Consider the following 25,419-nt stretch of genomic DNA (forward strand, 5'->3'; position numbering starts at 1 on the left):
GGCGCCGACCCCGCGTGCTTCGCGCCTGGCGGCGCTACGCCAACAACACCTGTCACGGAATCCTGGGTCCGGCGCCGGGGCGCCGGACCCAGGATGCTGCTGCTTTCCTGCGGTGGCCGGCGCCTGGCGGCACCGACCACCGCGCGGCCGTTCCGCGCCTGGCGGCGCTACACGGCCGAAGTGGCACCCGAGCACCCGTCGCCATGTAGGGCACCCGAGGACACCGCTTCACCTCTCCGGCAGGGATGGCCGGTGAGTACACGCCGACTCCCGCCGCGGTGTCGGACCGTCCCGAAGTCACCCCGTGCTCCAGTTCCCACGCGGAAGCTCCGGAGCCGCCGCCGAGGCCTCCAGCGGCCACCGGCGCGAGGTAGCTGACCGAGATCGGGACGGAACGCCAGCCGCGGACACCCGCCGCCGGGCCAGGGTGTCAGCGAACCGCCCGAGGGCAGCACGACCCGGGCGAGGCACGCGGCGATGAGCCCGCCCGACCGGACGGGTGACGGTCCTCGCTCCGCTGCGGGCCACCCGCCCCGCCGAGCAGAACCCCCGCCGTCCTACGGACCTCGCCCGCACCGTGCTGGGCACAGCCGCGTTCCGCTGACACCCCAGCCCCAGGAGGCACCGTGTACGAGCCCGGCGACCCATACCTGCCCGCGTCGTCCTACAGCCTGCGCACCAGTACCCACTCGTTCATAGAGTCCGGCACAGCTCTGCTTTCCCACATCGAGCACCTCGGCAACCAGGCCGGCGCGCTGCCCGCAGGCTGGTACTGGCACACCGAATACGACTACCGCAACCCGGGCCCGCGGCTGCCGATCCTGTCCGGCATGATCACCGCCCACCGTCCGGCCTCCGCCCGGCAGGCGGCCCTGCAGTGGGCCAACGTTCTCGGCCTGGCCCCCAAGAAGTCCGCGAGCCGGGGAACTGTTGCCTACGAAGGCGAACTCGACGGCCTGAAGATCGAGATCTGGGCCGTCGTCGACCGCAAAGCCTACGGCGGCACGCTCTCGACGCTGAAGTACTACGCGCCCGACGCGATCCTGAGCACCCTGTTCGCGCTGGCTGCTACGACCAGTGGCATCCTCCTCGCCCGCCACCGCAAGCAGGCGAAGGCCCGCACCCGGTAGCCGCCCCGCCGTGTCCCGGGTGCGCGCCCGGGGCACGGCGGCGAGGCGCGAGACACGCCGCGCCCGAGACGCCCCACGAGGCGGGCGGCCGAGCTGACGCACGAGACCAGCACCCCGGGCGGGGGCTGCGCGCCGATGAACCCGCCCCGCCTGAGCGGGCCGCCCTTGCTCCGCCGCGGGCGCCCCGCCTTCTCGGCGGGGCGGAACCCCCGGCGCCCTTCGGGCCCCCGCCCGGGGTGCTCAGGCCACGGAGCCCGTCAGCTCGCCACCACCCGCTCGAAGGGCTCTCCGACGATGACTCAGCACTACCTCACCCCGAACAGCGCCTCTCCTGACCACGTGGTCCTCGTCGGCTGGGACCGCCGGGACGCCACCTTCTTCGCCCGCGTCTACCGCGACGCCGGCGGCGGCCCGGAACACATCCTCTGGGAAGGCATGAGCCGCGGCGAATACACCAACGCCACCGACATCGTCGAATTCGTCAAGTCCTATGTGGACACCAGCAAAGTGAATCTCACCAAGGTAACCGACGCGCTGTACCGCGACCAGCACAGCAGCCACACCGCGACCTCCGCCCAAGCCAACACCGTCACCCACTGGTGACATCCCGGCCGGGCTTGCGCAGCCATCCGCCGCCGCAAGCCCGGCTGCCACTGGCGTCGCGGAAGCCCCTGCCCGCGCCCCATCCCACTCGCACACCGGAGGTGGACATGCCGCTCTACCAAGGCCTTGGGGAACCAGTCCCCGGCGACTACGTGACCTACGCCGGCTCGTTGACAGATCTGCACGACATCTACTTCGTCGTCGCGATCAACCCGAACGGCTCCTTCGAACTGATCATGGACGACGAAGACGTCATCGTCCGGCTGCACACCGTGAACCGCCAGTCGATCGCCCGCACCGGCGGACACACCGAAAGGTACCGCCGCTACACCTGAACACCCGTCACCGTCGCTCGCCCGGTTCCCCGCAGGGGAGCCGGGCGCCATCATCAGCGCGACACCAACTCCGAGCCGGTATGGACGGCCAGCCAAACCCGAGGCCGGGCAGCCCGGACGTCACTGAGCCGCCCGGCCGAACAGCCATGCCGTCCAGGCTCACCGGCGCCAAGCGCGACAGGACGCGACGGCCAGTAGTTGGCCGACGGGCACACGCACGCGGTCGACACCGTCAGCACTGCAGCGCGCCATACCCGTCGCACCCGCAGGCAGCACGAGCCAGATCCAGGCTGCCGTCCCGGCACGCGCCCGCCGGCAACTGCCCGACAACGCCGCCCGCCGCGCGGCACTGAGAGCATCCGGGCAGCAGACCTCCCCGAGCACTACGACCCCGCGCAGCGGAGCGAGTCCCATCGTCGGGAGAACACCGCGAGCCGGCCTCGCGTCACGGATGCCCCTCAGCCCCGGGCCCGTGAACCGCCCAGAGGTCAGCAGAACGGTGCAGAGGCAAGCGTCGATGAACCTGGCTGGCTGATCGGGCGACGGTCCTCGCTGCGCTGCGGGCCGCCCGATCAACCGACCAGAACCCCCGCCGTCCTTCGGACCTCTGCACCGCCCCGCTGAGGCAAGCCGCGTTCCACCGACCCCCAAGCCTCAAGGGAGCAACACCATGAACGAGAACACCTTCGTCGGCAACGTCACCTACATCGAGGGCTATCGCAACACCCAGTCCGGCGATGCCGAGCTGACCTTCAAGATCGCGGTCGACAACGGCTACTACGACGCCAAGCGCCGCTGGATCTCCGACAAGGTGTCCCAGAAGGTCGTCGTCTACCGCACCTTGGCCGACAACCTCCAGGCCACCTTCACGGCCGACCCGAAGAACGGCGTCGGCATGCGGCTGATCGTCATTGGCAAGTTCCGCGATGACAGCTTCACCCCGAAGGGCCAGGACTACCCGGTCACCCGGACCAAGCTCGTCGCCACCGTCGCAGGCCCCGACCTCAGTTTCGCCACCGCCGCAGTCACCAAGGTCAGCAAGACCACGACCGAGCGCGCCAACGACGCCAACCGCGAGCAGCTGGCCGCCGTGGCGGCCTGAGCCGCCCGCGCCCCGGCACCGGCCATCCGGTGCCGGGGCGCCGCCCTTGCTCCCCGCACCAGCTCGCCGAAAGGTCCTCCGTGACGACCGTCAACGACCGCAGCCTGCTCGACTACGCCAACGACCTGCACCGCGCCAGCCTGAACTGGATCCGCCCCGGCGTGGCCGTGTGCCACACGACCGGCTGCGACACGCCGCTGCCCGAGCACCACATCCGGATGACCGAACTCCAGGGCCACTGCCCCGGCTGCGCCGACGTGCTGAACTTCCCCGTCATGCCGCCGTTCTGACCCGACCCCGAGGAAGGTGGCCCGGCGCGACAGCCGCCGGGCCACCGGAAGGAAGTACCCCGCCATGGCCAGCGTCACCGCCACCGTCGAGCGCATGATCCGGCGCTTCCCGTCGCTCTACGCCAACCGCACCCAATGCCTGCACGCCCTGTTCTACGTGCTCGGCAACGGCTACGCCTGGTCCGCCGGCGAACTCGTCGACATCACCCGCGACGAGCGCACCGAGGAAGACGCTGACGCCGCGTTCCTCGCCCCACTCATCGCACGCCACGGCCCCGACCACCCCATCGTCGAGCAGGCAACGGCCCGGTTCGCCGCCGACCGCGCCCCGACGTTGTCGCGCCGCGGCCGCGCAGCCGCACTCGCCCGGACCCCCGGCGAACTCGGCCCGCACGACCCGTACCCGCTCACCACCGGCTGTGCTCTGTCGACAATGCCCGCCGACGCACGCCCCGACTGGCGTGCCGCTGCCGACGAGATCACCGCCGCGGTCGCCGAGCACGTCAACTCCGGCAAGTACAGCGGCATCCACGAGCGAATCACGACGTTCCCCGGGCGCCCACCCGACTGACGGTTGCCACCTCGCCTGCCCAGGCCCGAGGCGACCGGGGCGACTCGGTCAACGGAAAGTGTCGGACCCCCGCCGTACCGTTGCCGCATGGGCCGCCACATCACCCTCGCCGAGCAGGACGCGACGCCGCTGCCGTTCGACCTCCCGATCGCCACGCCTGCCCTGGGGCCCCGCCCACGGCGGCGGCCCACCGCGCCACCCCTGACCGAACTCGTCGTCGACCCGGTTGAGCACGCCGGCGACATCGCGCGGTTCCGCGCGAAAATGGCTCACCCGCCGCGCCTGCCAGATGGCAGCGCCAACCCGATGTGCTGGATCTGGACCGGAGCCATCACCGACTCCTACGGACAGTTCTCCATCGTGCGCGGCGGCTTCGCCTACAGCATCAAAGCCCACAAGTTCGCCGCCGCGTGGCTGCTGGGAATCCCGGTTCCGCGCGGCGAGCGCGCGGACCGCTCTGGCGGCATCCGCAGAGTCGTGGAACACGCGGTCTGCGACAACCCGATCTGCGTCAAGGCCAACCCCGACCCGAAGGTCGGGCACATCTGGCCCAGCACCCAGCGCGAAAACCTCGCGCGCGGCGGACAGCGCAAACGCGTCGGCGGGTCCAACTGGTTCATCCGCCGCTGGTCCAAACTCAGCAAACACGAACGCGACGAGCGCTCCCGCCAGCTACGCGCCGCGGTCATTGACGGCTGGGACGAGGCGCGAGTCCGCGAAGTCCTGCTCCGCATCGACCCCGCACAACTCGACGCCTTCGTCCCACTGCACTAACCAGCCGCTGCGACGTCTCCGCGGTCACCGAACATCGGACCCGCGGTCACGGCCGCCGCGTCGACCTCCGCAGGCTCAGACCCCGGACGCGAACCCAGCCCCGAAGCTCCCGACGGTTCGGACGCACCTGCGCCCGGCTCAGCAGCCGACCCGGTCCCCGAGTTCGCCTTGTCCTGCGGCACCAGCTGCGTCCAGCGCCGCAACACCTCCACTCGCTGCTCGGTCACCTCAGCCAGCTCGGTCTGCGGAACCTTGAGCACGCCGGCCGCGAGCACTGCACGCCCAGCGGCCCTCTCCGCCTCGACCACCTTCGGACTACCCGCCAGAGCCGCGTCGAGTAGCTCCCGCAGCATCGCCGCCCGCTCCTCGTCTACCTCCGGCTTGAGCGCCGCCTCAAACACCTTGCGCAACGCCGCGTTGTGGTCCGCGCGCGCCTTGACCGCGATCGCCGCGGCTTCGTTGACCAACACCGCGGCTTCCTCGCGCTGACGGCGCTCGTCGGCTGCCTTCTTGCGCAGCCTGGCCCGGACCTCCCGTGCACTCGCCATGATCGACCCCTCCCCGGTATCGACGTGGTCCTCTTCGGACCTGACGCTAGATCAACCACCGGCTCGCCCGCGCGAGCAATTCCCGCTGGTAGCCGTCCAACCACCCGCCGCTACGGTGACCTGCCGCGCGCCCAGGCAGCGGCCTCGAACCCGGCTGACGGTTGCCGGTGAAGCGGCTCGCCCCGCAGCAGTTCTGGCGCTGGTCAGGTCCGTCACCCGGGTACCGCGTCATGGGCGGCCTTCGGCCGACTGTGCCTTACGGCCCGCGTGGCCGCGGCCCGTAGGGCGTCGCGCGGCGACGCCCTACGGGCGCTCACGCGCCCGCGCGTGGCCGGCCTTCGGCAGGCCACGCGCCTCGCCTGCGGCGAGGAAGAGACAAAGGTCGGCCTGGCGGCCGACAGTGACATAGCCCGCATCCGCGGGCTGAGCTGGCGCTTTGCGCCAGCGAAGGACAAGGGATTTGGTCTAAGGTATCGCTATCGCGATACGGAGAAATTGACTCCGGACCTCCCCCGCGCGACGCGAGGGGAGAGGTGTGCCCAGGTGGCCTGGGTAACGCCGATCGGGAGCGCACCCGAACAAATCGACTACCGACTGGGCCAGCAGCACGGCTGCACCGTCGGCGAGATCGACGACGCCCAACTCGACTACCGCACCGAGCAGGAACGCCCGCTCGTCTGGGTCGGTGAAGGACTCGCCGACCTCGGCATCCAAGCCGGGACCGAGCTCACCGAAGACCAGTTCGACCTCGCCCGCAAGCTGGTCAACGGCTACCACCCCCACACCGGCGAACAGCTCGTCGAGCACAAGCTCGGCGTCCCCCGCGAGGCGAAAGTCCAGCTCGCCCCCCTCGTGCGCGCCATCGAAGGCGTCGCCCGTGAAGCTAATATCGAGATCGCCGAGGTCCTGCGGCACTCCGAGGGCCGCTGGGCTGGCCGCACCTCCACCTCCATGCTCGCGATGTTCCGCCGCGCCCAGCGTGCCGTCGCCCGCGAAGGCGAACTCGCCACCCTGCGCGCCGACCACGCCGGACGCCTCGCCGACGCCGCCGGCCTGCCCGTCGAAGACGTGTGGGGCCTCGACGTTTACACCGACGCCGCCGCCAACCTCACCAAGACCATCACGGTCACCGCCGCCGACGGCACCACCACAGAAGAAGTCGTCGACAACCGCGTCGTCGTCGGCAACCTCGCCTACGACTTCTCCATCGGCCTGCACAAGAGCGTCGTCCTGCTCCGCGAGTTCGCCGACGAGCGGACCGGAGCCGACCTGGACCGGATCTTCACCGACGAGGCGATGAAGAACTTCGCCTGGCTCGAGAAACAGACCGCCTACGGAATGCGCGGACACCACGGCGACGGCCACACCGCCGAGACCATCGACGGCAACGGCTACGCGGGCTGGGCCATGATCCACCGCAGCGCCCGGCCCACCGAAGGGCAAATCGTCGGTGACCCGCACTGGCACGTGCACTTCACCATCGCCAACATGACCAAAGGCAGCGACGGAAGGTGGAGCACCGTCGCCGCCGGAGGCCGTGACCTGATGCGGCACGCCGCAGCAGCGGACCGGCTCATGCAAGCCTCCGCCCGCAAAGTCCTCACCGAGCGATACGGCATCACCTGGCGCCGCTCCGAACGAACCCGCAACTGGGAAGTCGCGGCGATACCCGACGCCGCGATCCGCGAATTCTCCCAGCGCGGCGCGAACATCGAGGCGATGCTGCGCGACCTCGGCTTCACCGAGAACACCGCGTCCGCCGCCGTCAAGCGCATGGTCTCGCAGGAAACCCGGCTTCCCAAGACCGACGCCACCACCCTGTCCGACTCCACCCTGCGCGAGCACTACCAGGCCCGAGCCCGCGCCGCCGGACTCGACCCGGACGCGATGAGCCGCGCCGCCCTTAACGGACCCGCGCCCGGAACATCCCCCGATCCCAACGTCAACCGTCAGCCCACCCTCGTCGAGCTCGCGACCCTGCTGCAGAGCGTCGAACACGGGCTCACCTCGCACTCCAGGCGCTTCTCCCGGGTCGACGCGCTGTGCGCGGTCGCCGACGCGCTCCCGGCCGGTGGCAGCTACGAGGAAGTCGAGGCGCTGACCGATCGCGTGCTCGAGGACGCGGGGTTCGTACCGCTCGTCAAAGCGGAGGCGGCCGAGGTCGGCGCGCAGCCGTCGCTGGGGGAGAAGCAGCAGCTCGGCGCCGACCACATGGCCAACGCGCACCTCTACACCACGCAAGACATCGTCGACGCCGAGAAGGTCATCGTCGTCGCGGCCCAGGCAAGCCACGACGACCAGACCAGCATCCGCGTGCCGGGCGCCACCGCGGCGATGGCCGCCTCCACCATCGAGGCCACCAACGGGTTCGCGCTCTCGGCCGAACAACGCCGCGAGCTGTTCAACATCGTCACCTCCGGCCGCGCGATCGACGCGCTCATCGGCGGCCCCGGCGCGGGCAAGACAACGCTGATGGACGCGGTCCGAGCCGCCTACCAAGCCGAAGGGTTCGTCATCGCCGGGGCCGCCACCCAAGGCACCGCGGCTCAGAATCTGCAAGCCGAGTCCGGCATCCCCAGCCGCACCGTGGCGCAATGGCTGTATCGCATCAAGGAAGGGCCGGGCCTCAACGGCGTTGACGTCCTGGTCCTCGACGAGGCCGGGATGACCAACGACCGCGACCGCGCTGTCCTCTACCAGGCCGCCGATGCCGCAGGCGCGAAAATCGTTGAAAGCGGTGACCCGAAGCAGCTCAGAGGCGTGGGTTGTGGCTCCATGTTCGCCGTTGTCCACGAACTCGTCGACGGTGGCGAACTCATCGAGAACCGGCGCCAGGCCGACGCCGACGAACGCGCCGCGATCGCAGCCTGGCGCGAGGGCAACTACTCTGAGGCCCTGACCTCCTGGGCCGACCGCGACCGGCTGGTCGTTGGCGAAACCGGCCAGGAGACCACCGCGTCGATGCTCGCGACCTGGATGGATCAGCGCCAGGGAGCCGCCGATCCGTTCACCGAGATGCGCGGTCTGCTCATGGTCGCCAGCACCAACGAACAGGTCGACCGTCTCAACGCCGGCGCGCAGGCCGTGCGCCAGGCGCAAGGGGAACTCGGCGCGGGCCGGACCTACGACATCGTCGGTGGCCGGGCGATTCATTTGCGCGAGAACGACTTCATCATGATCCGCGTCAACGAACGTCAGCCGGGCCAGCCGGACGCCCTCAACGGCTATCGCGGCATCATCGACCGCATCCACGCCGACGGCCGGGTCGACGTCCGCTGGGACCGCAACAGCAGCGAAGGCCGCCTCATCGAGGGAGCCCAGTTCTCGCCCGAATTCATCGCCAAAGGCGGCATCACTCACGGCTACGCGATCACCATCCACAAGAGCCAGGGCATGACGATCGGCTCTGACGGAGCGACCTGGCACGGCGAGGACGGCGAGCGCCGCGGCGGCGCCGTCCTGTTCTACGCCGCCGGCGCGGACAACCCCGGCTCGTTCGTGGCCGCTTCCCGGCACAAGCTGAAGATGTGGATGTTCCTGGCGCGCAAGGACGTCGAAGGCCACCAGGACGAGTACCTGCTCGGCATTCCGAAGACTGCCTTCGAGCGCACTCGCCGCGTCATCACCAAGCTGATCGACCGGGCGAAGGCAACCGAGACCAACGTCAACGACCGGCCCGTCCTGGTCGACCTCGGTCTCCTCGAGGAATCCGGCAGTGCCGAGACTCCCGCTCCAGTCCACGGCGTCGAGCCCGGTGTCGCGGCGCAACGCGTCCAGCGCGCCGAGCGGAAGGCCGCCGACACCCAGCGCCGCACCACCGCCACGGAACTGCTCCGCGAGGAATGGGGTGAGCACCCCGCGGTGAAGAAGGTCAGCGAAGGTGCCGCGTTCGGCGCCGTCGCCCGATGGCTCGACCGCATCACCAGCGACGGGGGAGACCCGCGCGCTGCGCTGCGCGAGATCGATCCCGACGACGTCATCCGGCCCACCGTGCTCGACCCCAGCCGAGTCACCGCCGCCGCGCTGAAGAAGACCGCGACCACCGCGACCACCGAGCCCAGCGACCCCGCAGACCCCGCGAACGGCGGGACGGGCGCGCCGAAGAACAAGCACCAGCGGCGAACGGATCGGGAGGAGCGCGACCGAGTCGAACACGAACAACGCGATCAGGTCGCCGACCTGCTCCGAGAGCAATGGGGCGACCACCCCGCCGTCCAGCTGGTCATCGAGGGCGCCGCGTTCGGCGCCGTCGCGCAGAACCTCGCCACCGCCGCGGCGGACGGACACGACCCACGTGCCGTCCTTGCCAGCATCGACCCCGGTGAACTCGCCGGCAAAGACAGCCCCAGCGCGTTCACCGCCTGGAAGATCCGCACGATGACCGATCCCGGCCCCGAAACGGGCCAGGCCGGCGCGGCACCAGCCGAGCCTTCACCACCAGCGCCGGAGTCTCCTGCCCGGCTGGACATCCTGGTTCCCGCCTATAGCCGTGCCGCCGAGCAGCTCGTCCAGACACCCGTTCCCGTCGCGCCCGTCACCGCACCGCCCACGTCAGCCACGGCGTCTCCCGCCCCAGCGGCCCAGCCCGCCGCGCGACGCGACGCGATGTGGCCGAGCTGGCTGCCGGCCGCGCCCGACCCGCGGCCGCTGACTGGGCGCGACCGGGCGGTGGCCACCGCCGCGGCCGCCGACGCACAGCGCATCCGCGCTCGCGTCGTCGAACTCGGCCGCGACGCGGCCCGCGAGCGTCCCGACTGGGTTCAGCAGCTCGGGCCCGCGCCGGCCGGAGCCGCGGCCCGCGCCCGTTACCTCGCGGCGATCACCACCATCGCCGCCTACCGCGAACAACACGGCGTCACCGGCCCCGAGCCGCTCGGCCCGACACCGACCGGGACATCCGCGCCTGCGTACGCCGCGGCACACCGGGCGCACGACCGGCTTACTCAGGCCCAGTCGACACCGGCCAAGGACAAGGCCGGCAGCCCGGCCACCGAACCCGGCGGGCGCGGACGCCGTCCCGATCGCGACGATGCGAAGCCAGCAAGGTCGCGTGCCGACGACGCTCGGCAACGGGCGCAGCGGATTCTCGAGCAGCAGCGCCGAATCCAGCCCCAGGCCGATCAGGATCCCCGGCGGCAAGGCCCCGCGCAGGGACCACGCCCCGGATACTGACCGATTGCGGCGCTCGGGCCCGAGCAGTCCGGACCCTCGCCCGCACTCAGCTGCTATCGGTCGAGGTTGCCAGCTTGACCAGCTTCAGGATGGCCTGCGTGTAGGCGGCCTGCAGCGCCTGCCCCGCGGCGTCGAACCGCGTCTGAGGCGGCACCTCGTCCAGGCCGTCGAGATCCAGGTGCGGCTGCGCGGACACGATGAGCGCGAACTCCATCTCCCGCTCGTCCGGCGTCGGGGGCACGAGGTTCATCGCGGCTGCCTGCGCGGCCGCGGCGCGCTTGTCCTCCTCGGCCGGCCAGACGTCCTCGCGGTTGGTCCACAGAACGATCTCGCGCTCGTCCCCGAGGATCGCGCTGCGCATCGAGTTCGCCCGAACGGCCAGACCGGTGGCCGTGTCGAGCTCGTCCAGCGACAGTCGAAGGACCTTGCTGATGTTCAGGTTCACACGCTCACCCCCGGCCTGACTACGGACGTTACTGTAGCCACGTTACTGCGATCGACCGATCGCGGGGCGTAACAACCCTGCGCCCGCCGAGCCCGGCGGAAACACCGAAACCGGGCCTCCGACGACCGCCTCCACGAAGGAGTCCGCATGTTCCAGGTGATGAGCGTGAACCTACGCCACGGCGCCGGCGACGGTCGCTGGGCCGGGATCGCCGCACTGATCCGCGACGTCGCTCCGCAGATCCTGCTGCTGCAAGAGGCGAACGGATGGGCCGACCCCGAAGACCAGCGGCTCGTCGCCGCGGAACAGGAACTCGGGATGCGCGGCGCGATCGCCCCGAGCCCCAGCGGCTTCCACACCGGCATCCTTATCGACGGCGACGCCGTCAGCTGGGACGACTGGGACACCGACCACGCGCACTTCAGCATGCACGGCCACTCGGAACTCATCGCGACGGTGCCCTGGCTTCCCGCTCCGCTGACCGTTCTCTCGGCGCACCTGAGCCCGGACTCGGCCGACCTCGCCGCACAGGAAGCACAGGTCCTCATCCGGCACGTACATCGCACCGGCGGCTACGGCATCCTCGGCGGCGACATCAACCACGTCCCACCCGGCGACGCCGAACCCGACTGGAGCAAAGTCCCACCGCACGACCGCGCCGCCCGCACCGTCGTCGCCGATCCCGTCCTGCGCGCGAACCACGCCGTCGGGCACGTGCTGGCGCGCGGCGACCTCATCGACGTCGCCGCCCACCTGGCCGACCAGCGTCATGACCCGACGCTGCGAGCGTGGACCGGCCACATTGGGATGGTCCGCACTGACCAGATCCACATCACCCGAAAGCTCCTGCCGGCGCTGATCGACTACCGCCGCATCGAGGCCCGGCCGTTCAGCGACCACGACGCCGTCGTGGCTGAGTTCGACCCCGACAAACTTCCGCTCCCCGCGACCGCCGACTCGGCCAGCTAATCCCTAGTGGGCCGGCTCGGGACCGCCGTCGGTGAGGTTGGTGATGGTGATCTGCCAGGTCTGACCGGCCACGTCGAGCGCCAGCGAACCGACCCCGGGGCGAACCGCGCGATGGCCGACGTACGCGGCCGAGGCGAGCAGAAGCGGATCGAACCCCGGCCGCGCAGTGCCGTCGCGACCGAGTGAGAACACGAGCCCAAGGCGGTTGCGGGTCACCGCGATACACCGATCCGCGCTGACCAGGCGCACCGCGACAGCAATCCGGGGCCACTGCTCGAACGTCATCGCTGCCCAGCGCAGTGACTCGTCCGGGCAGCTGTGGCCCGCATCCACGGTGGTGTAGACGACGTCCGCGACCTGCAGAAGCTCGGCGGCAGAATCGAGCGCGTGCGCTACGAGGTGCTGGTCCGGCCGGCGTACGTGCTCGGCGGCCACCGACGTCACCGGTTCGCGCTCGACGCTGAGCACGCCGTCGACGACCACCGCGGTCACCAGGAACGCGGCGACCCGACCTCGGAGCACCACAGGCATCTCCCCGGCGCCCAATGTGGCCGGCCCGGCCGGCTCGACGAGGTCTATCAGCCCGTATAGGAGCTTGCGCAGCCGTGCGGCCGAGGAACCCGGCTCGGCAAACGTGCGAGCGGCAAGGTCGCCGTAGCGGCCGGGCTGGTGCTCGGCGATCGTGGACAGGATCTGCTCGCGTAGATCCTCCGGTGCGTCGACGTGCCGCGCCCTGCCGGCGAGTTCGGCGACGGGGGAGCTGGGCACCGTGGTCGGCGGGCGGCCGCCGGCGAGCAGCAGCGGCACGTCCAGCGCGGCCGCGTAGAGCGCCATTGAGCCCTGATCGGCGATCACGCAGTCCGCGCTGAGCAGGACCGGCTCCCACCGCCGCCCTGTCGGGACCGTCATCAGCCCCATCTCGGTGGCGTTGGCCAGCCATGCCTCGAGCTGCCGGTGGCCGTGCACCGCCGCGATCCCCGGATGGGTCAGCAGGCAGCACCGCCAGCCGTCGAAGGGCAGCGCGGCGAGCACACGCTCGGGAAGATCAGGCGCCCGCCCGAGCAGCGACTGCGAGCCCCACGTCGAGGTCAGCACTACCAGCTTCTGGCCAGCAGCGACTCCAAGCGCGTCACGGTAGCGGCTGCGGCGGTGCTCCTCGGCCAGCATCACGTCCACGCACGGGTCGCCGACCACGACCGCCCGATCGAGTACCGGAGGGCAGGACGCCGCGACGAGATCACGTTGCTCGGGGTGCGCCAGCGCGATCGCCGCGTGCACAGCCTTCTCGTCATCGAGCAGGTGCTGCGGTCCCAGCCCGGCGACGCCCCGATGGACGACGTCGTACTTCTGGAACCCCGCGCCGTGCGGGAACAACACCGACGGCCCGTCGAGCTCGCGCACCCGGTCCTTCTCGCTCGCGGTCAGAATCAGGTCGAACCGCAGCGCACACGCCCGGCTCCACGAGATCACATTGCACCGCAACGTATTCAACAGCTCCGCAACTCCGGCCAGCAGCACCGAAGGCGAGTCCGCGTCATGGGTGAACACCACCTGGATCCGCGGGTCGGATTCCAGCACCGGCAGAATCGCCAGCAGCCGCATCGCGCTGGTGACCGTCCCGGCGACGACCAGGACCCGCCGTTGCGTCGCGATCGTCCGCCACCGTCGCCCTCTCGGATCGACGGCCAGCGACTGTTGCCAGCGCGCATTCGAGTCGCGCGGTTCCGCGGAAGCATGATCAGGCTCAAACACCCTGCGCAGCGTGCCACCCCGAGGCAGCCGGGAACGCGAAGCCTGCCGCGAGCAGTCGGTCATCACCTGCTCGGTCCTGGTCGAGTCGGCCCCTCTACGATGGGTTCCCGCAGCTCACGGACGGGATGGAACGGATGCAGCGACCGCAGTCAGCCGCGACGGAACGCATCGGCGTCGACCTCGTCGCTCTAGCCGTGAGCAAGCACCTCGGCTGGCTGTTCCGTGAGCAGCCGGTCAACGACGTCGGCATCGACGCGCACGTCGAGATCGTCGAAAACAGCGAAGTCATCCCGAGGCTGCTCGCGGTGCAGATCAAGTCGGGCCTGAGCTTCTTCGACCAGCCTGTTCCCGATGGGAAGGGCTGGTGGTTCCGGCCCAGCGACGCACACGTGAAGTACTGGACCAACCACGTACTCCCTGTCGTTGTCGTGCTGGTGAACCCCGAGACCGACCGCATCCACTGGCAGATCGTCACGAGCGACACCTTGCAGAAAAGCTCCCGAGGCGGATGGAAACTACGGGTCCCGGAGGACAACATCCTGGACTCCACGGCTCGGCAGCAGCTGCGAGCACTTGCCGACGGCGACCCGTACGTCCTGCGCGTGCGCGAACTGCAGCTCGCGCAGCCGTGGATGCAGTTGCTGACATCCGGACAACGACTGCTCGTGAGCATCGACGAGTGGATGCACAAGTCGTCGGGACGCGGATCGATCACCCTCAGCTCCATCGTCGACGACAGCGACGAACCCGAGTGGCTAGCCGACTGGGAAGTCGGCCTCGGCAGCCGGGGCTACGACGAAGCGGTGCCCCGTCTCTTCGCCTGGGCCGATGTCTCCTTGCACGAGTACACCTACGACAACGCGGACTACGACCTCTACGAACAGGAGTGCGTCCGCTACGACAACGAAGGCGACCGGCACTCCGGCGTGAGCTTTGGTGATTGGCAGCAGGGCAGGGTGATACTGCCCGGCCTGAGGCCTTACAGCGACGACGGGGAGATCGCCTACTGGCGCCTCGAGCTGAGTCTCAACGCCCTCGGAACGGCCTTCCTGCTCGTTCACGACTTCGCCACCCATGGGGATCCTCAATTGATCACCAAGCCCTCATAGGACGCGGGCGATTCCGGTCCGCCATGATGAGACGTGAACTCCGATGCGCCGGGCACCTCCGCAGAGCTGAACATCGCCGTCGATCCCGCGCCACATCCTCTCGCGTACCGGTTCGCCGTGCTGGCCGCGACGAAATCAGGCTGGTGCGGAGGAGACTCCGCCTACGCCGTCGAACTCGCCGGCGGCCGCGAACGTCTGTGGCTGTTCTCGGACACACTGCTCACCGGCGGCCGCATGGTCAACAACTGCGTCGTGGTCGAAGACATCGCCCGCGGCGAACTGCGAACAGTCCTCGGCGGTACCCCCGCCGAACCCGGCGCCCTCGTCAGCCCGCAGAACACGACCGGGCCCGACGGCCTGTCGCGATGGCTGTGGACCGGACACGGCATCGCAATCGAGGACCCCGGGACGCCCACCGACCAGCATCGGCTGTGGGTGTTCTACCAGGAGTACCAGGCCACCGTCCCCGACGAGCAGAAAGCGGAATGGGACTTCGCCTGGACCCAGAGTGTCCTCGTCGAACTGTCCCTTCCCGACCTGCGCGAGATTGGCAGGACACCCATCACGGACGGCACCGGCGTGCAGTGGGGCGCGGCCGTCCACCGCGAAGGCGACGACCTTCTGGTCTACGGCGTCGCCGACGAGGGCGAGAACAAGCACCTGCTGCTCGCCACGACATCAGCCGTCCGGCCGGGCAGTGCCTGGCGGTACCACACCGCAGACGGCAGCTGGTCGGCCCGGCCCGGCGACGCGGCGCGACTGCTGACCGGGGTGAGCAACGAGTTCAACGTCCTGCCTCTTCCCGACGGCGATGATGGTGGATGGCTGCTGGTCACCTCCGACACCACCCGGCCCCACGGTTCCTGGCCGATCGTCGCCTACCGTGCCCCGCATCCGGCAGGACCATGGTCGGGACCACAGCTCGTCCTCGACCCACCGGAGAACGAGGGCACCCGCTACGCCTACAACCCGTCGTTCCTGCACTTGGCCGGCCAGAGCTACCTGCTGGCCTACAACGTGAACGCCCTTTTCTCCGAAGTCCTCTCGGATGAAGCTATCTACCGGCCTCGGTTCCATCGTGTCCAGCTCGGCACCCAGGCGCTCTTGTAGGTTCTCGCGGCTGACTTCATCTTCTCATCCCCGACTTCATCTCGGCCGCATGCAGTTGAAACTGTGCAGGTCAGAGCGTGTGAGACCCTGCAGATGTCCGACGTGCACGTCGGGAAGTGCAGTCGATTTGAGACTGCGCCGGGATGAAGTGGCTTTGAGACAGCAGCAAATCCGCAGGTCGGCGGAGATCGACATGAAGCGCGCCGCGAGAACCTGCAGCTCTCCGACTTCTGAGCGAGGCCTGCAGGCCGGCGAGCCGTCGTGCCCTGCGACGAATGACACGGTGGGACTGCTGGGAGCCAAGCAGGAGCCGTGGGCACTACCTTTGCCCGGAGGTGCCGAAGATCCGCCCGGGATACATTCTTGGCAAGGCACTTCTGTCGGCGGCGAGTGAAGGACGAGTCCATGGCGAACGATCATCACCCAACTCCGACCGGAGCGAGCACAGCACCGGCCGGAGAGCCGATCTGCCTGGTCTTCCACGTCAGCGGCCGTCTCCGGGCTGCATGCGTTGACCGGTCGGCCGCCGAGTTGTTCGTGCTGAACACCTACGATCCCAACACCTTCGAGATCGTCGAGCTGCCGCTGCTGGACTCCGGCGCCGCTCGGCAGGCCGGGCTGGCGCTGCTACGCCGATCCCTGACAAGCTTGGCTCCGCAGGTGGTGGACTCGTCGGACCCCGCGGCCATCGAGGAGAAGGTCCGCACCCTCTGGCGCGAACGCACCGGCACCGACTGGGCCGACGTCGCGCCGCCGCCGTTGCCCGACATCGACCTCGACGCGCTCGGGTGTGGCCTGCAACGCGACTACCTGCGGGAATCAGAGTGGCACCGGTATGCCGATACCCGCACCGGTTGGCTGGCGTCGAACGGCGGCTACTGCGTCGTATTGCCCGGCCGCCGCGAGCTGTGGATCTGCGGAGACACTTTCCTGCCCGCTGCCGGCCAGGGCGAGAACATGATGGTGCGCAACAGTTTCGTTCTCGACGACGGCACCACGCGCACCACCTACACCGGCAGCGTCGGCGCCGATGGCCAGCGCGCCGACATGATTCCCGCCCCCGGCCCGGACGAGAGCGGTCAACCGCGCTGGTACCGGCCCAGTGCCGGATTGGCCACCACCGACGACACCGAACTGGTCGTGTTCGCCCACCGCCAGGTCGCCACCGGCACCGGGATCGCGGACTCCGCGTTCACCGGCACCGCGCTGGCCCGGTTCACGCTGCCCGACCTCACGCTGATCGAGGTCACCGATCTGCACCCCGGCCCGATCCAGTGGGGCGCTGCCGCGCAACGGCACGGCGAGTACACCCTGGTGTTCGGAGTGGAAGACCTCGGAGCGGACAAGTGGCTGCACCTGGCACGCGTACCCGACGCCCAGCTCGCCGACCCGGAAGCGAAGTGGGAGTTCTGGCAAGGCGAGCGCTGGTCGGCCGACAGCGCGGATTCAGTCCGGCTGCTGCACGGTGTGGCCAACGAATTCGGCGTATTGCCCGTGCCTGAACGGAACGGGGGCGGCTGGGTCCTGCTCACCCACGACACCCGTGAGCCATTCAGCCCCGACATCGTCTCCTACCGCGCCGCGCAGCCGTGGGGACCGTGGACCTCACCGACGCTGGTGTATCGGACGCCGGAGACCACCAGCAGCGTGGTCACGTGCAACGCCAAGCCCCACCCCGGCATCTGGACCGGCAGGGCGGGCGATGTCCTGGTCAACTACAGCGTGAATCATCGCGACCTCGCCCAAGCTGATTCGACCACATGCCGGTGGCGTTGGTTGCGGGTGCCGCTCACCACGCTGATCGGCGACCGTCAGCCGCACTGACACTGTCGAGCACCCGGACACCCGACGAGAAGGGGACTTCGTGAAACCGCACGAGTACGAGTTCGGCGACCGGCCCTGGCCGGACGGCAAAGGAGTGCTTCAGGTCTACGCGCCGATCGACCTGACGATCAACCCGGAAGCGGCGGCGATGGTGGACAAGATTCGCGACGCGATGGACGGCGCTCCCGTGTCCATGTTGGACACGCCCGGACTGCATGTGACCCTCGACCTAGTCGCGGACAAGGTGATCGAGGATCTGACGCAGAGCGAGCGGGACGACCTCGAGGATGCCCTTCGTGCCCGGCTCGCCGACATGCCCGTCTACCACGGCTTTGCTTATCCCATCGCCTACGCCGTCGGGCCGATCATGGACATCAGCCCCGCCGGCCCGCTGCGCACGTTGCAGCAGGCAGCCCGTGACACCATCCGATCTGCTCGCGGCGACGCGGCGTGCACTTTCCGCCAGGCGAAGCCGCACATGAGCCTCGGCTACTGCCACAAGCCAACCGACACCGACCCGTGGTCACGGAAGGTTCGGCAAATCGACCCCGCCGTCGTCCCGCTGACCATCACCACGGTCGAATTGGTCGACGTCCGCCCGGACAACGTCACCAAGGAACTCGGCTGGAAGCCGATCGCCCCGCCGATCCCGCTGCGCGCCGACTGACGTTGGCGGTGCCGGGCCGAGTGCTGGCCAGCACCGCCAACGGGCACGACCGCTGCACGTCTGACGTGCCTGACTGCCCAAACGTGCCCCTACCTGCGAAACGTCTTGACAGCTGTAGATAACCAGGGTGACGTGGAGGTCTTTGTCCTGCACCAAGCCGGCCGAGGCACCGTCGACCGCCGCGCGCCACTGCAGCGGCAGTTCGGCCAGCTCCGGGCTCGCCGAAAGGTCGACCGGCGCGTACAGCTGGAGCGTCGTGAACCCCGGCGGCCACGGCTCGGAGCCATACATGAACACACACACACACCGCTCCACTTGTCTCCCTCTTCTTGATCATCTGTCACGACCCGGCACGACAACATCCCGGTGCCTGGTGCGCGGGCCGGCTCAGCCGACCAGATGGTTAACACCTCTCCGTCATCGTGCGGGAACGCACCGGCATGTCGCAGCAGCTCGCCAGTGCCTGTACCACGGCTTCATCCGGGCAAACACGCGTCCGCCAGTGGGGCACTCGGCGGCCGGTGCGCCAAAATCCTCGACCCGCTGTGGCTACTCGTCGGCCCAGTTCTCATCAAGGGCGCACAGTCGATCGATCCTTTCCTGTTCCAGGGCGTCACCCGCGAGCAGCTTTCGCTGCCGCGCCAGCCACTTGTGCAGCGCGTTGCCGTTGCGGAACTGCAGGTGGCCGTGACGCTTCTTGAAGCTGGCCGCCTCGGCGTAACGCTTGTCCCACGTCTCGGCGTACGGGTCCCATGGGAAGCCGATCTTGTTCAGGAGCGCGATTTCCTTGTCGCCGAGCTTGTCCAGGTTGCGGAACGATCGTTGCCGGTTCTTCCAGGACGCGAGCGCGACGTCATCGACGGTGCGGTAGTCTTCGGGGACCTTGAAGTGGCCTTCCTCCCGGCGGAAGGCATCCAGTTCCTCGTAGTTGGCAAGCCATGTAGCCCATTTCTGATCCGTGGTGACCCCGATGGCCTCCAGCAGTTCACGTCGTTCGGGGTCCAGGTTGCCTTTGCGATACGCCACCGCCTGGTTGTCCAGCCAGGTTCGCTCGGTCGAACGTCCGGATGGCAGTCGGCTCGGGTGCTTCTTCTCGCCCATAGCGGCGGACACCTCGTTGTAGCGGCGCATCCACAGTTCGCGGTCGCGAGCCTTCTTCTCCTGCTCGAGATCCCATAGGAAGCCGATCTTGTTGAGTAACGCGATCCGCTCGGCAGACAAGCTTCCGTTGTTCCGGTAGCCGCGCTGGTTCTGGCACCAAGCGTAGAGATTGATGCCCGTCAGCGACATAAAACCGTTGGGAAGAAACATGTTCCCGTACTCGTCGCGGTACGACTTCAGTTCATCGTAGGCTGTTTGCCAGGTTTCGTCGGGCACCTTCCAGTACATCCCGATCGCGTTGAGCTTCTCGATCCGGGCCTGCGCCAGTGATTCGGCACCGTGAGCCTTGCGCTGATCGGCGATCCATGCGCCGAGTTTGAAGCCGGACGGTGCGACCCATTTGTAGTGGACACGTAGGTCTTTGTTGCGGTCAAAGTAGTCCCGGGCTTCTTCGTAGCCGCGGTTCCACTTCGCGTCGTGGATGCTCCACACGATCCCGATGTCCTCGAGCGCGCGGACCTGATCCGCGAGAAGGGTTCCCTCGCGATGCTTCTTGCGCTGGTTGAGAATCCAGGTTCCCAGGGAGAATCCGTCGGTCGTCTTCCAGGCGCTGGGGACGTCGAGGTGACCGTTGCGTTCGCGGTAGGCACATGCGTGTTTGTATGCCTGTTGCCAGACGTGGTCCAGCTTGACCCACACCATGCCGATCTCGGCCAGGGCCGTGATCCGCTCCGCGCTGAGTTTGCCTTTCGCGTAGTCCTGGCGCTGCTTGCCGAGCCAGATGCCGAGCTTGTGGCCATTGGCCGCGACGTGGTTGTGGGGGACTTCCAGATCGCCATGCTCGTCCCGGTAGCGCTGCGCAGCCTCGATGCCGGCGTCCCAGGCTCGTGTCCACTTGTCCTCGCCCAGATTCCAGGTGATGCCGAGCTGCTCGAGTGCCTGGATTCGTTCCTTGGTGAGAGCACCCTGCTTGTAGAACTTCCGTTGCCACCCGAGCCACGTTCCGATTCGGTAGCCGTCCTCGGCGACCGTCTTCACCGGGATGTCGATGTGCCCGTGAATCTTGTGGAACGCTCGAACGTGACCAAGAGCGGTCGTCCAGATCGCGTCGAGGATGTCCCAGACGATGTTGACGCTGTCGAGCGCGGCTTCCCGTTCCGGGCGAAGGCTTCCATCGCGTCGATACCTGCGCTGGGTGGTCAACCAACTGCCAACCCGCAGCCCACCTGGGCTCACCCAGTTGACGGGAACGTTGGCGTGGCCGTTGAGGTGAAAGTACGCACGGACCGCACCGAAGTACTCGTCCCAGCTCACGGTGGTGGCGCGGACCGTGCGGATGGTGATCGACTCAGCGAACTCGTCCGGGATGGCGACACCGCGGATCTGCAACCACGGCGGGAGCTTGACCTCGCGGTCGGGTTCCAGCTCACGTCCCTCGCCGAGCGCGGTGCGCCGGAGGCGGAGGTACTCGTCGAGCCGGTCGTCGTGGTCGCGCAAAGCGCGAACTACCTGCCAGACCGGCTCCCAGGTCGACCCTTCCAGCGCGGCCTCGGGACTCTCGCCGGAGCCCAGCAGCAACGGCACGACGATCGTGGCGACCTTTCCGCTGCGCCCCCCGGTCCGCAGCGCACGGCCGACGGCCTGGATCGTGTCGATCGCCGACGTCCGCGGACGGGAGAAGACGATGGCGTCGACGGCGGGAACGTCGACGCCTTCGGTGAGGACCCGCGCGTTGGAGACGACGGCGATCTCGTCGCCGGGGTCGGCAAGCCGGTTGATGATGCGCCGCCGCAATGGTGGTGGCTGCACCCCGGATACATGCCCGGCCCACAGCTCGATCGGGCCCGAAGGCATGAGTTTCGCGGTCGCGGGAAGCGTGTGCGCCCACAGTTTCGCGTCGGCGACCCGGTTGTGGAACGAGATAGCGCGCCGGACGCCGTATTCGGTCATCGAGCGCAGGACGGCGATCTGCCCCGCGAGGACGCCGGGCGCCACCGCCGACCCGCCTAAGGTCATGGATAGGCCTTCGTCGGTGGTCAGGTGGTGGATTTCCTCCGAGGTCACAACCGGAACCACGACGCGGTAGTCCGCGAGCAGCCCCAGGTCGATCGCGCGGGAGAACGGCAAGCGGTAGGAGACCTCACCGAAGATGCGCGTGTCGTCCATGGACACGACGTTCTCGGCCGAGGAAGTCGCGACCCGCGGCGTGGCGGTCATGTACACGCGTCGCTTCGCTGGAACGAGCTCGTTGTGGTGCACCACCTTCCACGGCCCGGCCGCGTGTCCGGTGGTCCGGTGCGCTTCGTCGATAATGACCATGTCCCAGGGGCCGAGCCCGTGGTTGGCGTGTGCGGCCGCGACGACCCGCATCGACATGTACGTCGAGAGCACGGTGGCGCGGCCGCGGCCGACCAGCGCGCCGGCCAGGACGTCGGCGGTGGTGGTGACCACGACGTCGGGTTCGCCGGCGATCAGCTCCATCTCGGCGATCGTGAGGTCGCTGCACACCGCCACGACGGTTCCGAGCGGTCCGTCACCGACATCGCGGTAGGCCTGCAGTGTCTGCACCAGCAATTCGATCGTCGGCAGCACCACCAGGGCCTGACGTCGCGCGCGGAGGTCGGCGACGAGCGCGCCGCCGATCCGGGTTTTGCCGATCCCGCAGGCGCCGACCAGGGTTGTCCGCCCACCCCGGGCGATCGCGCTCCTGACCGACGTCAACGCCTCGACCTGGTGCGGCCAGAGCTTCGGCGACCGGGCGAGGCTTTCCCCCATGGTGCGAATCCCTCCCGTAATCAGTAACCCCGAACGGCTACCGAACTCCCGTGGCTCGTACCGGTCCGGTGACAGTAACGCCGCGTTGTGCGATGTTACTGTCACCGTAGTTGCCAGGCACCTGGGACACCGGTAATAAGGCCTGGTCGCGGCGGGGTGCGCGGCGACCAGGTGCTCCGCTGGCGGCTTCAGCGCCGGGTGAGGACAAGGCGCCGCCCCCGGCCGAGGGGGGAGTAGCCGGGGGCGCGCGTGTGTGCGTGCAGAACCTGAAACCAGCGGTCTGCTCGTCGCGTGATCGATGACCTCTCAATCAAGCCTGCTTGCGCAGGAAGATCGGCTCAGCCCGGCTGGCACGGGAACGATCACGCACAGCGGACGCTACTCCTCTGCCTCGGCGAGTTCCACCGCAACGCGCTGCAGGGTGAAAAGGCGAGTCCGGCCAGCCGGATCGTTGCCGGGCGTCTGACGTTAGAGATCCACCGTCACCGAGATGCGCTTGTGGTCGGAGTCCGGCTTCGCCGGATCAAGCGGCTCGTGGATCCGGGTGGAACCGGGAACCACGCGCGCCGCCAGCGGCGTGTTGAGCAGGATGTGGTCGATCTGGGTGCACTGCCGTCCGGACGGCTTGGGCAGGTTGGTGCCCGTGTAGATGCCGGCGAGCTCGGCCGCGTCGTGGAACCCCACGCCGCCGACGCGCTCATCGCGCTGCTCGTCCCACCAGCCGCAGAGGTAGTCCATCGCCCGTGTTTCGAGTCGGCGCGGCTCGACGGGTCTGCCGTCCAGGCCTCTGCGCAGGCGGTACAAGATCTGGTGCGGTTTGTCGTAGTGAGGCGCGTCGAGATCCTGCGGCTCGTGGTGGGGGCCGGACAGGACCTCGTTCCAGTCCGCGAGGATCGCGGACAGCACGGTGGGATTGGCGAGCCAGCGCATCGCTTTGGCGTCGGACTCACGCAAGGCCGGGTCGTTGAGATCGCCGTGCGTGGTCGTCACGTACAGCTCGTCGCCGCCGGTCACGGGCCTGATCGTCACCAGGTTGGAATTCCTTGCGGCGAAGTCCGGTGCCCGATGGTCGTAGAAGCGGCTCACCACGACCGTTTGCGCGTCGTAGAAGATGACCGGGGCGAACGGGCCCCATTGACGGGGAAGTTCGCACGGGAGTGGCACGTATGGGCGGCCACCGGCGGCTCGCATCGCCGCTACAGCGCCCCATTTGCCCTGACCGCCGTTGAATTCGTAGCGATCGCCTTCGCCCATCACGAACAAGTTCGGCCAGCGGTCGTCCTCACCCATGACTCGCACGAGGCCGGTGAAGTCGTAGCCGGAGCCGCCGCCGCGGGCACCGCCCCCGATCAAGCCACCGTGCTCGAAGTTGAAGTATGCCAGGTCGATCGTCGTCACCGGGTGCTCACCGTCCTGTTGTCGCGCACGGGAATGGCAAGGGGGAACCGGTGGAGGACGTTCCATCGGTACACGCACTGGGCCGGGTCCTGCTGGACCTCGGCCAAGACGATCGAGTCGACTGTCAGCGTCGCGTGACTGGGCCGGATTCGCCGCAATTGGCGTTGCAGGGTATCGGTTTCCTGTTCTCCGTGTGCGTAGGCGACGGCCATGTGCCCAGGGGTGGAGTCGTGGCCGATCGAGTCCTGCCCGCATATCGTGGCGATGATCGTGCGGGCACGGTTCACAAGATCGTTGAACGGCTCGTCGTAGTGGACGTCGGCGAGGACACCTGTGTTGTAGGCCAGGAGGGAGCCGAGCAGCAGACTGAACGAGGGCAGCGAGGCGAACAGGCCCGCCAGCTCCTCGATCAGCCTCGTCCGGGCCGCCGGCCCGACAGGCTCACGGGCGAGCCCGTGGTTGATCGACTGCACGGTCAGGTGAACCCATTCGTCGGGGACAGGCCGGTCGGTGGCCGGATGTTGCTTCAAGAGCGTGCGGATTCGGGTGAGCATGATCGCGAGATCGTCATCGCGGTGGAGGTCGGGCGTGACGAGCAGGTTCAGCTCTCGATGCCCCCGCGGCCACAGCCGCTCGGGCTGGAATGCGCTTTTCACTGCAGTACGGATCCCTGTTCGTCGGTAGGTGCGATGACGTCGATGATCAATAACTGGAGGGACTCGCCTTTGGCCAGCACGGCGGCTCGTGTCCTCAGTGGACTTACATCCCAGTGATGGGTTCGTCAGCGGCTCGCGAGCCGGGTGCGCAGTTCCGGCACATTCACGACCGTCCTGAGCGGAAGGTGGTCCGATGCCTTGCGCGCAACGTCGGTGACGACGGGGGAGCAGCCGACGATCGCGGGCAAGACCGCGGTGCTCACCCAGGCCAGATCGATCCGCCGGAGCCCGTGCGGCCCGTTGGGGTACCAGTGTCCGATTGTCGGCTCCCAGGTCCCGCCGAGGGCTGCGGCGGCGTCGTGCAGCAGACCCCCGTAGGAGAGGGACTGCGCGGGGCGCCGGTCGGCGCGAACGTTGATGATCTCGCCGGTGGCCGGGTCCTCGTCCCAGAGACACTGGAACACCTGCTGCGGATCGGGGTCTTTGCCCGTGTACGGCTCGGGGTCGTAGAACTCCCCGGCCGTGGTGCGGGCGTTGGACAGGCTGTTGAAGTCGCCGCAGAAGATCAACGCGTCTCGCGTGTAGCCGCTCGTCGCCGCCAGCACGAGTCGCTCGGACTCGTTGACGCGTGTGCTTTTTCCCAAGGACGGGGCCTGATAGCTGGCGACCGAGACTTCGATGCCGTCGATCTCGACCGTGCCGACGACCATCGCGTGCCAGAGTTCGCCGTGGCCGTAGAAACGCCAGGTTCCTTCCACGGGAGAGACCCGCTCGGGATCCCACAGGACTGCGGCGTGCATGTCGTGGGAGCCGTAGGCGGCGGCGACGTTTCCGGGCTCGTACTCGCACTCCAAGCCGGTTTCCCGTGCCAGAGACCGGACCCGGGTCATCAGCTCTGCCCGATCGGGAGCGTAGATCTCCTGCAGCAACGCCACCGACGGGCGCTCGTCACGTAGCACCTGTTCGACCAGCGGTGCACGTTCTGCTGCTTTGCCTGGCCGGATGTACTCGGCCACGTTCCAGCTGAGCACTGTCGCGGTCGTACGATCTTCCTGCACGTTCGGTTCCCCACCCTTGTTCGGTTGGTG

Annotated in this window: 20 protein-coding genes; 13 read left to right on the top strand and 7 right to left on the bottom strand. The window is 68.6% G+C overall.

Going from position 1 to position 25,419, the window contains the following annotated elements; translation table 11 throughout:
* Positions 1-626: 626 nt before the first annotated feature.
* The 7 genes from BMY97_RS42520 to BMY97_RS42550 all read left to right on the top strand — a co-directional run bounded on the left by BMY97_RS42520 (position 627) and on the right by BMY97_RS42550 (position 4,805).
* The gene (locus tag BMY97_RS42520; protein WP_091628930.1) at positions 627-1,130 is read left to right on the top strand and encodes a hypothetical protein; all 504 of its coding nucleotides are present in this window, start codon (positions 627-629) and stop codon (positions 1,128-1,130) included.
* A 294-nt stretch (positions 1,131-1,424) separates the two neighbouring features.
* The gene (locus BMY97_RS42525) at positions 1,425-1,733 is read left to right on the top strand and encodes a hypothetical protein (protein WP_143086478.1); all 309 of its coding nucleotides are present in this window, start codon (positions 1,425-1,427) and stop codon (positions 1,731-1,733) included.
* A gap of 107 nt (positions 1,734-1,840) precedes the next feature.
* On the top strand, positions 1,841-2,068 hold the full coding sequence (locus tag BMY97_RS42530; RefSeq protein ID WP_091628934.1) for a hypothetical protein: 228 nt from the start codon (positions 1,841-1,843) through the stop codon (positions 2,066-2,068).
* A 670-nt stretch (positions 2,069-2,738) separates the two neighbouring features.
* Positions 2,739-3,170, top strand: coding sequence for a single-stranded DNA-binding protein (locus BMY97_RS42535; protein ID WP_091628935.1), 432 nt, complete (start codon positions 2,739-2,741; stop codon positions 3,168-3,170).
* Positions 3,171-3,250: 80 nt separating this feature from the next.
* Complete coding sequence (locus BMY97_RS42540; RefSeq protein WP_091628937.1) at positions 3,251-3,460, top strand: hypothetical protein; 210 nt, start codon at positions 3,251-3,253, stop codon at positions 3,458-3,460.
* Positions 3,461-3,524: 64 nt separating this feature from the next.
* Positions 3,525-4,031 (top strand): hypothetical protein, encoded by a 507-nt coding sequence (locus BMY97_RS42545; protein ID WP_091628938.1) that lies wholly within the window; start codon positions 3,525-3,527, stop codon positions 4,029-4,031.
* Between the two features lie 87 nt (positions 4,032-4,118).
* Complete coding sequence (locus tag BMY97_RS42550; protein ID WP_091628940.1) at positions 4,119-4,805, top strand: hypothetical protein; 687 nt, start codon at positions 4,119-4,121, stop codon at positions 4,803-4,805.
* On the opposite strand, the gene BMY97_RS42555 is transcribed toward BMY97_RS42550, so the two are convergent.
* Positions 4,802-5,353: a hypothetical protein gene (locus tag BMY97_RS42555; protein ID WP_091628942.1), complete on the bottom strand. Its 552-nt coding sequence runs from the start codon at positions 5,351-5,353 to the stop codon at positions 4,802-4,804. The two genes, BMY97_RS42550 and BMY97_RS42555, sit on opposite strands and share 4 nt — an antisense overlap.
* 327 nt (positions 5,354-5,680) lie before the next feature.
* Between BMY97_RS42555 and mobF the strand changes: the two genes are divergently transcribed.
* Entirely contained in the window at positions 5,681-10,525 is a 4,845-nt protein-coding gene (gene mobF, locus BMY97_RS42560) for a MobF family relaxase (protein WP_143086480.1), read from the top strand.
* Between the two features lie 46 nt (positions 10,526-10,571).
* Here the strand turns inward: mobF and BMY97_RS42565 are convergent, their stop codons facing one another.
* Positions 10,572-10,970 carry a hypothetical protein gene (locus tag BMY97_RS42565; RefSeq protein ID WP_091628945.1) on the bottom strand — a complete coding sequence of 133 codons (399 nt, stop codon included), beginning with the start codon at positions 10,968-10,970 and terminating at the stop codon, positions 10,572-10,574.
* A gap of 147 nt (positions 10,971-11,117) precedes the next feature.
* Here BMY97_RS42565 and BMY97_RS42570 point away from each other — a divergent pair, with 147 nt between their 5' ends.
* Complete coding sequence (locus tag BMY97_RS42570) at positions 11,118-11,939, top strand: exonuclease/endonuclease/phosphatase family protein (protein ID WP_091628947.1); 822 nt, start codon at positions 11,118-11,120, stop codon at positions 11,937-11,939.
* Positions 11,940-11,942: 3 nt separating this feature from the next.
* Here the strand turns inward: BMY97_RS42570 and BMY97_RS42575 are convergent, their stop codons facing one another.
* Positions 11,943-13,691 carry a hypothetical protein gene (locus BMY97_RS42575; protein ID WP_143086481.1) on the bottom strand — a complete coding sequence of 583 codons (1,749 nt, stop codon included), beginning with the start codon at positions 13,689-13,691 and terminating at the stop codon, positions 11,943-11,945.
* Between the two features lie 125 nt (positions 13,692-13,816).
* Here BMY97_RS42575 and BMY97_RS42580 point away from each other — a divergent pair, with 125 nt between their 5' ends.
* The 4 genes from BMY97_RS42580 to BMY97_RS42595 all read left to right on the top strand — a co-directional run bounded on the left by BMY97_RS42580 (position 13,817) and on the right by BMY97_RS42595 (position 18,401).
* Positions 13,817-14,800: a DUF4365 domain-containing protein gene (locus BMY97_RS42580; RefSeq protein ID WP_218157011.1), complete on the top strand. Its 984-nt coding sequence runs from the start codon at positions 13,817-13,819 to the stop codon at positions 14,798-14,800.
* 33 nt (positions 14,801-14,833) lie between these two features.
* Positions 14,834-15,910 carry a glycoside hydrolase family 183 protein gene (locus BMY97_RS42585; protein WP_091628951.1) on the top strand — a complete coding sequence of 359 codons (1,077 nt, stop codon included), beginning with the start codon at positions 14,834-14,836 and terminating at the stop codon, positions 15,908-15,910.
* 312 nt (positions 15,911-16,222) lie between these two features.
* Positions 16,223-17,734 carry a DUF4185 domain-containing protein gene (locus BMY97_RS42590; protein WP_143086482.1) on the top strand — a complete coding sequence of 504 codons (1,512 nt, stop codon included), beginning with the start codon at positions 16,223-16,225 and terminating at the stop codon, positions 17,732-17,734.
* Positions 17,735-17,774: 40 nt separating this feature from the next.
* On the top strand, positions 17,775-18,401 hold the full coding sequence (locus BMY97_RS42595) for a hypothetical protein (protein ID WP_091628954.1): 627 nt from the start codon (positions 17,775-17,777) through the stop codon (positions 18,399-18,401).
* A gap of 549 nt (positions 18,402-18,950) precedes the next feature.
* Here the strand turns inward: BMY97_RS42595 and BMY97_RS42600 are convergent.
* From BMY97_RS42600 to BMY97_RS42615, 4 genes are all read right to left on the bottom strand, one after another.
* Positions 18,951-22,277: a DEAD/DEAH box helicase gene (locus tag BMY97_RS42600; protein ID WP_091628956.1), complete on the bottom strand. Its 3,327-nt coding sequence runs from the start codon at positions 22,275-22,277 to the stop codon at positions 18,951-18,953.
* A 468-nt stretch (positions 22,278-22,745) separates the two neighbouring features.
* Positions 22,746-23,675, bottom strand: a complete 930-nt coding sequence (locus BMY97_RS42605; protein ID WP_091628958.1) for a hypothetical protein — start codon at positions 23,673-23,675, stop codon at positions 22,746-22,748.
* Complete coding sequence (locus BMY97_RS42610) at positions 23,672-24,331, bottom strand: hypothetical protein (protein WP_091628959.1); 660 nt, start codon at positions 24,329-24,331, stop codon at positions 23,672-23,674. Before BMY97_RS42610 ends, BMY97_RS42605 begins: the two co-directional genes overlap by 4 nt.
* A gap of 125 nt (positions 24,332-24,456) precedes the next feature.
* Positions 24,457-25,347 (bottom strand): endonuclease/exonuclease/phosphatase family protein, encoded by an 891-nt coding sequence (locus BMY97_RS42615; RefSeq protein ID WP_177231819.1) that lies wholly within the window; start codon positions 25,345-25,347, stop codon positions 24,457-24,459.
* Positions 25,348-25,419 lie beyond the last annotated feature (72 nt).

It is taken from the genome of Amycolatopsis saalfeldensis, from assembly GCF_900110575.1.
Classification (GTDB): Bacteria; Actinomycetota; Actinomycetes; order Mycobacteriales; family Pseudonocardiaceae; genus Amycolatopsis; species Amycolatopsis saalfeldensis.